This window comes from Acinetobacter lwoffii (genome assembly GCF_024129735.1).
Lineage (GTDB): Bacteria > Pseudomonadota > Gammaproteobacteria > Pseudomonadales > Moraxellaceae > Acinetobacter > Acinetobacter lwoffii_H.
On sequence record NZ_JAMXXK010000040.1, the window covers coordinates 19,646 to 31,447 of the forward strand.

Annotated in this window: 12 protein-coding genes and 1 tRNA gene; 4 read left to right on the top strand and 9 right to left on the bottom strand. The window is 41.5% G+C overall.

The genetic code is table 11. The features are described from left to right. Positions 1 to 191: 191 nt before the first annotated feature. A complete protein-coding gene (map, locus tag NI469_RS11560; protein WP_004279051.1) occupies positions 192 to 1,019 on the bottom strand; it encodes a type I methionyl aminopeptidase in 828 nt (275 codons plus the stop codon). 208 nt (positions 1,020 to 1,227) lie between these two features. Between map and rpsB the strand changes: the two genes are divergently transcribed. The 3 genes from rpsB (at position 1,228) to NI469_RS11575 (ending at position 3,638) form a co-directional block, all read left to right on the top strand. Continuing rightward, positions 1,228 to 1,974, top strand: coding sequence for a 30S ribosomal protein S2 (gene rpsB, locus NI469_RS11565; protein ID WP_004279050.1), 747 nt, complete (start codon positions 1,228 to 1,230; stop codon positions 1,972 to 1,974). A 142-nt stretch (positions 1,975 to 2,116) separates the two neighbouring features. Then, positions 2,117 to 2,992, top strand: a complete 876-nt coding sequence (tsf, locus tag NI469_RS11570) for a translation elongation factor Ts (protein ID WP_004279049.1) — start codon at positions 2,117 to 2,119, stop codon at positions 2,990 to 2,992. Between the two features lie 145 nt (positions 2,993 to 3,137). Further along, the gene (locus tag NI469_RS11575; RefSeq protein WP_004279048.1) at positions 3,138 to 3,638 is read left to right on the top strand and encodes a DUF3465 domain-containing protein; all 501 of its coding nucleotides are present in this window, start codon (positions 3,138 to 3,140) and stop codon (positions 3,636 to 3,638) included. 33 nt (positions 3,639 to 3,671) lie between these two features. On the opposite strand, the gene NI469_RS11580 is transcribed toward NI469_RS11575, so the two are convergent. The 7 genes from NI469_RS11580 to NI469_RS11610 form a co-directional block, all read right to left on the bottom strand. Continuing rightward, entirely contained in the window at positions 3,672 to 4,127 is a 456-nt protein-coding gene (locus NI469_RS11580) for an Mpo1 family 2-hydroxy fatty acid dioxygenase (RefSeq protein WP_004731650.1), read from the bottom strand. Positions 4,128 to 4,368: 241 nt separating this feature from the next. Next, positions 4,369 to 4,983 carry a septal ring lytic transglycosylase RlpA family protein gene (locus tag NI469_RS11585; RefSeq protein WP_004279046.1) on the bottom strand — a complete coding sequence of 205 codons (615 nt, stop codon included), beginning with the start codon at positions 4,981 to 4,983 and terminating at the stop codon, positions 4,369 to 4,371. 288 nt (positions 4,984 to 5,271) lie between these two features. After that, positions 5,272 to 6,273 (bottom strand): lytic murein transglycosylase B, encoded by a 1,002-nt coding sequence (gene mltB, locus NI469_RS11590; protein ID WP_004731648.1) that lies wholly within the window; start codon positions 6,271 to 6,273, stop codon positions 5,272 to 5,274. A 289-nt stretch (positions 6,274 to 6,562) separates the two neighbouring features. After that, complete coding sequence (locus NI469_RS11595; RefSeq protein WP_004279043.1) at positions 6,563 to 7,216, bottom strand: hypothetical protein; 654 nt, start codon at positions 7,214 to 7,216, stop codon at positions 6,563 to 6,565. A gap of 19 nt (positions 7,217 to 7,235) precedes the next feature. Next, complete coding sequence (queF, locus tag NI469_RS11600) at positions 7,236 to 8,051, bottom strand: NADPH-dependent 7-cyano-7-deazaguanine reductase QueF (RefSeq protein WP_004279042.1); 816 nt, start codon at positions 8,049 to 8,051, stop codon at positions 7,236 to 7,238. Beyond that, complete coding sequence (locus NI469_RS11605; protein ID WP_004279041.1) at positions 8,051 to 8,824, bottom strand: ABC transporter permease; 774 nt, start codon at positions 8,822 to 8,824, stop codon at positions 8,051 to 8,053. Before NI469_RS11605 ends, queF begins: the two co-directional genes overlap by 1 nt. After that, entirely contained in the window at positions 8,821 to 9,756 is a 936-nt protein-coding gene (locus NI469_RS11610; protein ID WP_005103790.1) for an ABC transporter ATP-binding protein, read from the bottom strand. Before NI469_RS11610 ends, NI469_RS11605 begins: the two co-directional genes overlap by 4 nt. Before the next feature lie 190 nt (positions 9,757 to 9,946). Between NI469_RS11610 and NI469_RS11615 the strand changes: the two genes are divergently transcribed. Next, positions 9,947 to 10,022: transfer RNA gene (locus NI469_RS11615), tRNA-Arg, on the top strand. A gap of 30 nt (positions 10,023 to 10,052) precedes the next feature. Here NI469_RS11615 and NI469_RS11620 read toward each other — a convergent pair. Further along, a complete protein-coding gene (locus NI469_RS11620) occupies positions 10,053 to 11,624 on the bottom strand; it encodes a sensor domain-containing diguanylate cyclase (protein WP_253175219.1) in 1,572 nt (523 codons plus the stop codon). Positions 11,625 to 11,802: the final 178 nt, after the last annotated feature.

Below are 11,802 nucleotides of genomic sequence, written 5' to 3' on the forward strand. Positions count from 1 at the left end.
CAGATAGGGCAAAAGAATTTGGAAAACTTTAAGGAAAAAATGGTGTATTGACCGAACTTTATCTTGAATTTCGATGCGCTGGGAGCAGGCGAGGAGAGACTTGTTACATCTCGGTCATGCATATTGATGCATGAAATATAAAATAAAAATGGCCACTTTAAAGTGACCATTTTGTGTTGTTGATGTTGTGGTTACGCACTAAAGCGTGACAAATCTTCGTCCGGGCGTGCTGTTAAAATTTCCGCGCCGGTTTTAGTCACCAGAATTGTATGTTCATATTGTGCCGACAATGAGTGATCTTTGGTGACCACTGTCCATTTATCACCGAGTAATTTGGTTTTCCAGTCGCCGCCATTGACCATTGGCTCAATGGTAAAGGTCATGCCTTCTTCAAGCACCATGCCAGTATCTGGTTGACCATAATGCAGCACTTGCGGTTCGTCATGGAAAGTCGTACCAATACCGTGACCACAATATTCACGTACCACGCCAAAACGCTCAGATTCAACATACTGCTGAATGGCATGACCAATATCGCCAATAGTTGAACCCGGTTTTACAGTTTCAATACCCCGGTACATGGCTTCTTGCGCTACCTTACATAGACGGTTGGCAAGAATTGAAGTTTCACCACCCACGATATACATCATGTTGGTGTCACCATGGTAGCCATCTTTAATCACGGTCACATCAATGTTCAGGATGTCGCCTTTTTTCAATTTTTTACTGTCTGATGGAATGCCGTGACACACCACATGGTTTACAGAAGTACAAATAGTATGTTGGAAGGCAGGTCGACCCGGTGCAGCGCCATAGCCTAAGCATGCAGGAATTGCCTGTTGTTGATTGACAATATAGTCATGACAAATCGTATCAAGTTCCAGAGTGGTGACACCTGGAACAATATGCGGTTTGATCATATCCAAAACTTCTGCCGCCAGTCGCCCTGCCACACGCATTTTTTCAATTTCGTCAGGGGTTTTGATGAGTCGACGTGGAGCTTGATAAGTGTTGTTCATGATCTCTAAAAACTTTTGGAAATTTGTGTGTGACTATGGTATAAATAGCCGCCCATTTTATCAAATGCTTTTTCGTGAATAAATTTCACGGGCTTTGTGCGATGAGGCAAAAAAAATCCGCACATATATCGACACATTACTCTGGGTGCCCTTTAGGGTGGAGAATGCGGGTATATGGAGGCCTAACCCAAACTTTAAGGTAAAGAAAATGGCAGATTACAACGTAAGCATGCGCGACCTTCTTCAAGCTGGCGCGCACTTTGGTCACCAAACTCGTTTCTGGAATCCAAAGATGCGTGATTACATCTTTGGTGCGCGTAACAAAATTCACATCATCAACCTTGAGCACACTGTTCCTGCGTTAAATGATGCTTTGAACTTTGCTAACAACTTGGCTAGCAAAAAGAACAAAGTTTTGTTCGTTGGTACTAAACGTGCAGCTTCTGCGATCATCCGTGAACAAGCTCAACGCGCTGGTCAACCATATGTAGATCACCGCTGGTTAGGTGGTATGTTGACGAACTGGAAAACACTTCGCCAATCTATCAACCGTTTAAAAGACCTTCAAACTCAATCTCAAGACGGTACTTTCGCTAAGCTGACTAAACGTGAAGCTCTAGAGCGTACTCGTGAGATGGAAAAACTTGAGCGTGGCTTAGGCGGCGTTAAAAACATGGGTGGTTTACCTGACGCATTATTCGTAATCGACGTTGATCACGAAGCGATTGCAATCAAAGAAGCGAAGAACCTTGGTATTCCTGTAATCGGTATCGTTGATACAAACTCTAACCCAGACAACGTAGACTACGTTATCCCGGGTAACGATGATGCGATCCGTGCAGTAACACTTTATGCTTCTGCTATGGCTGATGCGATTCTTGCTGGTAAAGAATATGCTCAATCACAAGCAAATGCACAAGCTAAAGCAGAAGAAGCTCCAGCTTCTGAGGCTTAATGCGTTTGACGCTAGCTTGTCATTTTTGCGACATGTGATGGTGGCAAAGTAAGCGTTATGTATGCAGGCGGCCCATGAGAACTCCTCTGGGCCGTTTCTGTTCTAAAAAGAATTCATTTTCTACCGAATTTAGGAGATAAACATGACTGCAGTTACAGCAAGCATGGTTAAAGAATTGCGCGATCGTACTGGTCTTGCAATGATGGAATGTAAAAAAGCTTTGACAGAAGCGGGCGGCGACGTTGAACTAGCGATCGACAACCTACGTAAATCTGGTCAAGCTAAAGCTGCTAAAAAAGCAGGTAACATTGCTGCTGACGGCGCAATCACAATTGCTCAAGACGGCAACAAAGCACTTCTTCTAGAAGTTAACTGTCAAACTGACTTCGTTGCAAAAGACGAAAACTTTGCTGGTTTCTCTGCGAAAGTTGCTGCTGCTGCACTTGCTGCAAACGTAACTGATCCTGCTCAAATCGCTGAATTGAAACTAGAAGATGGTGCAACTGTTGAAGAAGCGCGTATCGCTCTTGTTCAAAAGATCGGTGAAAACATCCAAGTACGTCGTGCGAAAATTGTTGAAGGCGAAAACCTTGCAGTTTACAAACACGGTCTTAAAATCGGTGTTGTTGTTTCTTACACGGGTGATGAAGCTACAGGTAAAGGCTTGGCAATGCACGTTGCTGCGTTCAACCCAGTTGCTGTAAATGCTGAAGGCGTTTCTGCTGAGCTTATCGCGAAAGAGAAAGAAATTGCTGAAGCGAAAGCACTTGAATCTGGCAAGCCAGCAAATATCGTTGAGAAGATGGTTGTAGGTTCTGTTGAGAAATACTTGAATGAAGTTGTGCTTGAGCGTCAAATGTACGTAATCGACAACGACAAGAAAGTTGCAGACGTTCTTAAAGCAACTGGTACTACAGTTGCAAACTTCGTTCGTTTCGAAGTTGGTGAAGGCATTGAGAAAAAAGCAGAAATGAGCTTCGCTGAAGAAGTTGCTGCTGCTCAAGCTGCTGCAAAATAATTCCTTGGGAATTAGAAAAAGCCCTATCTGATTGATGGGGCTTTTTTATGTTGATTTATTCTTCATCAGCAATTCAAGAATAGGATTTGGGTTTGGTGATAGAGCTCAGATCATGTATTCATCATTTAATAAAAAAGTTATAAAAATGCCAAATAAAACCAATCTGAGCATCGGTGCAGTCATTGCACTGTTGATTGCTGCTTATCTGGGCCTGGATCTACAACAATCCCAACCACTTATTCCATCCGCATCTGATACTACAATTGAAACGCTTGATTCAGAGCCTAACTTAGTACCGTCTCAAAAGACTGATGATCTGGATCGAATTGCACGGGCGTTTCAACATCGCCAGAGTGATCTACAGGTTCGTTCAAGCGGGCAGGTGGTTGCTGTTTTACCAGATGATCATGAAGGATCGCGTCATCAAAAGTTTATCCTCGAGTTACCAAATGGCCAAACTATACTGGTTGCACATAATATCGATCTGGCACCGCGTATTCAGAATATTCAAAAACAGGATCAGGTCGAGTTTTATGGAGAATATGAATACAGTGACAACGGTGGGGTGATTCACTGGACGCATCATGACCCTGCACGAAAACATGTCGCTGGCTGGTTAAAACATCAAGGAAGAACCTATCAATAAGGTTCTTCTGATTGGATAAATCGAATATAGCGTTTAAATGCTCATAATTGCGCTGTTATGGCGTGATTTCCAGTTCGGTAGGATTTTACCTAAATAGGCATCCATGCACCAAATTGGGCCAATGAGGAGGAATTGGAGGTCTTTGAAGAATGAAGGCTTTTTACCTTCCACTTTGTGCCCATAAAATTGGCCAATCCAGGCCAAGGCAAACAGGGCAATAAAGAAACCGGTACCGACTGGCAGAATCCAGATGAGCCAGGCCATGACCAAAGTCAACGTAGCCATCGCTACTGCCAAAACAAGATCTAGGCGTGCATAGAAGATAAAAGCCAAAACCAGTAGCAGGGTAGTCAGCAAAGCGCTGAAATGCGCCAGAATGCCAATAATCGAAAAATAGATGGTCGGTACGCAAACCCAGTGAATCAGCTTGTTGGTTTTATTTTGATGGCTGTCGCTATATTCATCAAACCATTCAGATATTGTTTTCATTCTTCGCTCCATTCCATGAACATGTTTTTGCTTATCTGGAAATATAAAGCAGAATCCGGATATGGTCAAAAGTTAATCATGCAAGCGAGCGAATTTTATCAGGCAGGATGAGCCTACCAAAATTTTCTTGAAAGAACTTTAAGATAGGGCTGAGCAGGAGCGTTTATATTCTTCTAGAAAATGAGCACAATAAAAAAGCCACATTGCTGTGGCTTTTGTTAAATGTGTTGCAGGTCAAATCTTAAGAATTTGGACCAGCGACACGTTCAATACTGACTTTTGCAGTACCTGCACTGGTAATACCCAACTGTTTCGCAGCACCGTAAGATAAATCAACAACACGGTTACCATGGAAAGGACCGCGGTCATTTACTTTAACCACGACGCTCTTGCCATTATTACGGTTGGTTACGCGAATATAGCAGTTCAATGGCAGGCTACGATGAGCAGCTGTCATTGCGTTCATGTCAAAGGTTTCACCGCTTGCGGTTTTACGGCCGTGGAATTGACGACCATACCAAGACGCTGTACCTGTCTGACTGAATTTACGTACAGTATTAGAAGCCACTGTATTCAGTTTTTCAATCACTGAAGGCTCTTCTGCAGGAAGTTCAATTTTCGCTGCAATGGTTTCACGGCGAACTTTATCGCCAGAACGCTCAGTGATTGAAAGGCTGTTCAAATTTGTGAAATTTGAATTGAAGCTTTGAGCTTCTTTATTGAGTACTCGCGTTGCAAGACGCGAATTATCATTTTCATTGGTGAATGAAGATGACGGAACCATATCTGCCTGCGATTGCGTCAGCGTGACGATCGTGGCAATGGCCATAAAAGACTTCAAAATTGAAGAATGCATCGAATCAACTCCTAACAGCATATCTATTGGTTGTTCATAAATGGCTGAAAAACCATGTAAACATGCCTGATATTTAACTTATGCAACTACATTTAACGAAATGGATAATATTCATGTCGGCAATACCCTGTCTAGTGTTTAATTAAAATAGTTAAAAAAAGAACGCAAAATAAACAATTATTGATCAAAAAATAATCAATATTGTAACGTAATATTAAAATTGCTTAAAATACGCACAAATTAATCCATAAAAATGTTGACTTTCATAATTTGTATTAATTTTTAGTGTTAACGGCTGGTAATTTCGGTACCTAATAACCACAAAGCAGTGGCATACATACGGCTGCGATTATAGGTGGTAATCACTTGAAAATTTGGATAAGTGATGTAGTAAATCGAGCCATAATTTTCTTGTAATTGAATTACATTAACCAGATCCAGATCGTCAATTTTTACGATTGGATTCATTGGGCTGATGCCTTGCGTTTTTAACACACCATAGGGGGTAGGTTGAGTCAGATCCTTGGCAATCACGGTATCTGGATTTGAACCGGTATAACGTGCCGGAAAGGCAATGGGCTGATTACGCTGCCAGCCATGCTGTGCCAGATAGTTGGCAATCGAACCAATCGCATCTACCGCTGAGTTACGCAGGTCAATATGACCATTGCCATCGTAGTCCACGCCGAATTTTGGAATGTTGCTCGGCATAAACTGCGGATAGCCAACAGCGCCGGCATACGAACCCACCACAGAAGAGGTGGCAACCCCATCTCTATACGACCAGGCAATTAAAGCAGCCAGTTCATCCTGAAAATACTGGGCACGACGTTCATAGCCAAACCCTAAGGTTGCTAGGGCATCACGAGTGACAAAAGAGCCCTTGTTGCTACCAAAACCGGTTTCTACACCTAAAATGCCCAGAATGATCGCCTGTGGTACACCAAACTGCTGTTCAGCACGGTTAAGCGTTTCTGCATATTGCTGTTTAAAACGTACGCCGCGCTGAATGGTAGATTCAGCTAAGAAGTTAGTCTTATACGAATACCAAGGCTTACTTTCACCTGGGCGATTCATGATATTGATGATATTGGGCAGGTTACGCGTCCCACTCATGGCAGAATCTACTTGCTGGGCACTTAGCCCATAGCTCTGCATGGCATTCTGCTTAAAAGCGGCATAAGAAGGGTGATATTGGAAATCGTTGGCCAGACTCAAACTGCTGAGACCAAATGCGGTAAGTGCGATTGAAAGCTGCTTAAACTTTTTATAAAAATCCGATTTCAACATCTTGCTACGATTTCCAGTTTTTTTGATGAGTTGCTGGCGATGTCATTTGAATCATGCCATGAAAAAGATTGATAAAATTTTTTCAATCGTGAGGCTTAAAGTGCCAGATTAAAGATAACATTCGGATGAATAAGAGACCTAGCCGCTTATACAAAAATAGCGATGGATTGGCTATTTTTACGGCAGTTTGTCTTATAGAGTCGCTTATCTGTAACAAGCTATTTCACTGATCATAAAAAAGCCTGACCGAAGTCAGGCTAATTCCTCAAGATTTGTAGAAAATCTTGAACTATTCTGTATAGAACAAAGTGTCGTGATATTCGGCCATGGCGCGCAGCTCATCTTTATTCAAATTCAGAATGATTTTATCTGCTGCCATATTGATGGCCTTGATCACTGCAGATGCGCCAATATCTGCTGCCTTGCGTTTGATCATGCCAAGATCCAGGGTTTTATTAAAGTCGACCATAAAATGTCGTACTGTCGCTTCACCAAATTGCTTGTACAGGTTGCTGAACGCTTGTTTATCAATAGTCTGACCGGCTTTAAGTTCTGCGTAATGATGTTTTAAATTCGTCACCAGACTGGCATCCAGTGATTCACCAATGCGTAAATGTCCTTCAGGATCTTTAAACAGACTGCGCTCAGAGAATGCAATTGACTCTCTGACCACATCGTTCGGCGCTTTACTCAATAGCTGCTTCAGTAAAACCGCAACAGTCGACTTGATATAGCCAGCCAGTTTTTCCGCAGTATCACGTTTATCGCTGGCAGGAAAGCGACGCACCAGCTCGGTAAGAATCGCATCAATAATTTCATCATTAATCATTAATGCGGTTTTATCACGCAATGGGTAAAGCGGCTCACTTGAATTTTTGTTTTTTTGTGCAGTCTGAATTGTATTTAAAAGCTCTGCAGAAGGAATAAACCCAAAAAATGGCATTGTTCAACCTCAATGTTTTTTATTGTCGCGCTAAACGAATAGGGCGAGGCATCCATGTTAAATCCGATACACGGCAAGGGTTGATATCCAATCCACCACGGCGTGTATAGGTTGCGTAGACCATCAGCTTTTCCGGTTTCAGTTGCTGCCAGATATCGGCAAACATCTGCTCCACACATTGTTCGTGGAACCCATTATGCTGACGGTAGGAAATAATATAAGCTAAAATACTCTTATAACAAGGTTTTTTACCTTGATAACGTATAAAAACTGTTCCCCAGTCCGGCTGGCCAGTGACTGGGCAGTTACTTCTGAGTAAATGTGAATACAGCTGGATTTCACCTTCTGCTGCATCATCCGAATCCAAAGCCAATAAACTGGCATCTGGATGATTTTCTAGGCGCTCAGGTGTCAGCTCGTCAATGCAGATGCCTTCCGGCTTGCTGATCTCTAATTCATCGACCTGAAACAATTGCAGTTTAACTTCAGCTTCAGCCGCAGCAGATAAATCTTTTTCGACCGTCGTGATAAAGGCATCTTGAGATTCAAACTTGGCAAAATTCAGGCTATTGAAATACAGTTTTAAGGATTTGGATTCAATCAGATTCGGCGAAGACGCTGGCAAGCTAATGCGGCCAATAGCCACTTGCGGCACACCGGTTGAATTTAACCAGGAAATTTCAAATACATGCCACCAGTCTGCACCTTGCTGAATCGCTTCGACATGTGCGTATTGTTCACGGGCAGGCGCGCGCGAAATCGGAAACAGAACATCAGGCTGATATTCTGTCGGGTAATTGGTGTCTTTACCAAGGAGAGATTGTTCTACACTCATTATTCACGCATTCCTGAACCACGGGAGAGTAAATGATAGGCCACTGCATACAGCACGGCACAACATAAGGTAATTACTGTCAGTGAAATGGCGACATTGACATCGCTATGCCCTAAAATGCCATAGCGGAAAGCATTCACCATATACACGACAGGATTAATTAAAGATAAATTTTGCCAGAATGGGCTTAAGCTCGAAATAGCATAAAATACACCACCCAAATAGGTCAGTGGCGTTAACACAAAAGTCGGGATAATCGAGATATCATCGAAAGATTTGGCATAGACGGCATTGATAAAACCACCCAAGGAAAACAGCAGGGAAGTAATCAAGACTGTATATATAGTCACAAACCAGTTGGTGATGTATAAATCGGCAAAAAATAAGCTCACTGCACTGACAATGATCGCAACCAGTATCCCACGAATCACACCGCCCAATACATGACCCCATAAAATGGCATGCATCGGTACCGGACTCATGATCAGTTCTTCAATACTTTTCTGGAATTTTGAGCTGAAGAAGCTAGACGAGACGTTGGCATAGCTGTTGGTGATCACGGCCATCATAATCAGACCGGGCACAATGAACTCCATATAACTATAGCCGCCCATTTCTCCAATGCGTGAGCCGACCAGATTACCAAAAATCACAAAGTACAGGCTCATGGTAATTGCAGGTGGCAACAGGGTCTGTGGCCAGATGCGCATAAAGCGACGGACTTCTTTATAGATAATGGTATATAAAGCTACGCTGAGTTGATTAATGTTCATTGCGCAGCTCCATCCAGATTTTTCTCGACCATTTTCACAAAAAGTTCTTCCAGACGATTGGATTTATTGCGCATACTGCGTACCTGAATATTCTGTGATTCCAGTAACTGGAACAGATCATTCATGGTATGTGCCTTGTCCATGGTAATTTCTAAGGTCATCGGATCGATCAGGTTAAATCGCACGCCGATGATATCCAGATGCAAAGGTTCAATCGGTTCGGCCAGATCAAAAATAAACGATTCTTCATTGAGCTGACTTAGGAAGCTTTTCATGGTGGTGTCTTCTTTAATCACACCGCGATCGATAATCGCAATGCGGCGACACAGCATTTCCGCTTCTTCTAGATAATGCGTGGTCAGAATGATAGAGGTGCCTTTTTCATTCATCTCGTTTAAAAATTCCCACATCGAACGACGCAGCTCGATATCAACACCAGCCGTCGGTTCATCCAGAATTAGCAGTTTCGGTTCGTGCATCATGGCGCGCGCAATCATCAGGCGACGTTTCATCCCGCCGGATAACATGCGGGCCTGAGTGGAACGCTTTTCCCATAAACCCAGTTTGGTCAGATAAAGCTCCGCCCGTTCCTGTGCAATTTTTTTAGGAATGCCGTAATAGCCTGCCTGAGTCACCAAAATATCGAAGGTTTTTTCAAACTGGGCAAAGTTGAATTCCTGAGGCACCACACCTAGACACTGTTTGGCCTGAGAGGGGTGGGTATCCAGATTATGACCAAAAATTTCGACTGTACCGGATGTTTTTTTTGTTAATGAACTGATAATACCGATGGTGGTAGATTTTCCTGCGCCGTTAGGACCCAGTAGCGCATAAAATTCACCTTCTGGTACATTTAAGTTAATTCCTTTCAATGCCTGAAAGCCATTGTGATAGGTCTTTGACAAATCCCTTAAGATCAGTGCATCAGTCATGAATATCTCAAATGGTGAAAAGTTGAGATATTGTGAGTGATCTCGCAAAATAAGCCAAGTGATTCACATATAATTCTGTGTTGCTGTTTTGGAACATTGTATAAAGCTTAAGCATAAAAATGATGAAGTTAGAGATAGTTGCTTTACCTTATGCTTTTTTTTGTTATGATGTGCGCGATCCAAAAAAGATGCGCTCATAGCTCAACTGGATAGAGTACAGGTCTCCGAAGCCTGTGGCGTGGGTTCGAGTCCCGCTGAGCGCACCATTTATTTAACTATAAATCTGAAAAATCAAATTAGTAACGCACACAGTTGCGTCCATCATCTTTCGCCCGATAAAGATTGTTATCGGCAGTTTTCAAAACGTCTAGAATATTTTTAGAACTGTCTGGCCAAGAAGCAATACCAATCGAAATGCTGATGAAACCTATGTTGTGAATTTCTTTACATGCAATCTCTTTTCTGAACCTTTCTGCACTTTCATAAACTTCAGTAAGATTGCTGTTCGGTATAATAATGATAAATTCTTCACCGCCATAACGGCAGCAAATATCATCTTTACGAAATTTTTGCTGCATCGTCTTGGCAATATGCTTTAAGACAACATCACCTTGATCATGACCATAATTGTCATTCACGTTTTTAAAGTGATCCACATCCATCAGAAGTACTGAAAACGGGATGTTCATTTTCATGTTTTGAGTCATGACGTAATTTAAACCACGACGATTCATCAAGCCGGTTAAAGGATCCGTATTAATATGATGATCCATCTTGCTCATTTGTTGTGAAAATTTGCGAACACTGAGCAGTAGGGCTAACTTGAATTTTGTGACCTCATAGTACCAAGGCTGGATATTCTTAATTTTTGAACCGATTTCTGCCTGATTTAGCAGACTCGCCATATCTGCCAGTTGGTTCAATGGGGCCGAGATAGAATCAGACAGTCGCCATACAATATAAAAAACAAGCAGATAAAATAAAAAGAATCCTGCGGCTAATTTATAGAGGATAGAATTTGCCTGTTTAAGTAAGTCATGGGTAGGTTGCTGGGAAACCACGATCCAGTTTGAAGTCGGAATATGAGAAAAACCTGCCAGATTATCAACGCCCTGGCTGTTGATTAAACGAATTTGACCATTTTTATGCGCATGCATATATTCCAGACCAGTATTATTGCTGGCCGATTGACCGATTCTTTTACGATCCGGATGGAAAATAATTTTATTTTCATTGTTAATCACATACATATAACTATTCTTATAATTTTTATAAGTGGTTAGAAGCTGATTAATCACATTTTTTTCTTTTAAATAAATCGCTGAACCTATGAAGCCCTGATAGTGATTTGACTTGTCAAAAATAGGTTGAGATATAAACACGATCATGTTTTTTTGCACAGAAAAATAGGGTGAAGATATATAAGTGGATTTGTTATCAAGAGAGTCAGTAATCCCTTGAGTATTTTGTATTTTACTTCTATCAATATTCAGAATATTCGGTGAAAAATTGATTAGTCTGCCGTGGGTATCACTGATCACGACACTGTTATAGTGCTCAGACTGATATTTTAACTTATTGACCTCGGCTTCTCTCAGCTCATTGTTATTAAAGTCTTGCCCTAATATCTTGGCGCTATAGTCCAGTTCAAGAAGCATATTTCTAAAATGGTTGTCTGTGCTTAATGCAATTTTATGGGCATGGTCAGAGTTTAAGGCAAGAGAGTTGTCGATTAACTGATTTTTTACGATCTGATAGCTAATAATGAGAGAAATAATAAAAAGGCTAGACACACTAAAAATAGCCAATAAAAGTATTAACTGCCTTAAATTGAGATCAAGGTGTTTCCTAAAATTATTAGCTGACATAAAAAATTAGATATATCTCGATGTATTTATGAGCATTGTATTGCATTTATATTCAATGTTTAAGGTTGATATAAAATTAAATTTCTATAGGACTTACGCACTATTATTTATAGATTTTCTGTGGCAGCAGATGATTCTTATCGAGAATAAATTCATCAATAAAGTTCTTGATAATTGG

Coding starts and splice junctions, on each gene's coding strand:
- map (WP_004279051.1), bottom strand. CDS start 1,019: ATGAACAACACTTATCAAGCTCCACGTCGACTCATCAAAACCCCTGAC.
- rpsB (WP_004279050.1), top strand. CDS start 1,228: ATGGCAGATTACAACGTAAGCATGCGCGACCTTCTTCAAGCTGGCGCG.
- tsf (WP_004279049.1), top strand. CDS start 2,117: ATGACTGCAGTTACAGCAAGCATGGTTAAAGAATTGCGCGATCGTACT.
- NI469_RS11575 (WP_004279048.1), top strand. CDS start 3,138: ATGCCAAATAAAACCAATCTGAGCATCGGTGCAGTCATTGCACTGTTG.
- NI469_RS11580 (WP_004731650.1), bottom strand. CDS start 4,127: ATGAAAACAATATCTGAATGGTTTGATGAATATAGCGACAGCCATCAA.
- NI469_RS11585 (WP_004279046.1), bottom strand. CDS start 4,983: ATGCATTCTTCAATTTTGAAGTCTTTTATGGCCATTGCCACGATCGTC.
- mltB (WP_004731648.1), bottom strand. CDS start 6,273: ATGTTGAAATCGGATTTTTATAAAAAGTTTAAGCAGCTTTCAATCGCA.
- NI469_RS11595 (WP_004279043.1), bottom strand. CDS start 7,216: ATGCCATTTTTTGGGTTTATTCCTTCTGCAGAGCTTTTAAATACAATT.
- queF (WP_004279042.1), bottom strand. CDS start 8,051: ATGAGTGTAGAACAATCTCTCCTTGGTAAAGACACCAATTACCCGACA.
- NI469_RS11605 (WP_004279041.1), bottom strand. CDS start 8,824: ATGAACATTAATCAACTCAGCGTAGCTTTATATACCATTATCTATAAA.
- NI469_RS11610 (WP_005103790.1), bottom strand. CDS start 9,756: ATGACTGATGCACTGATCTTAAGGGATTTGTCAAAGACCTATCACAAT.
- NI469_RS11620 (WP_253175219.1), bottom strand. CDS start 11,624: ATGTCAGCTAATAATTTTAGGAAACACCTTGATCTCAATTTAAGGCAG.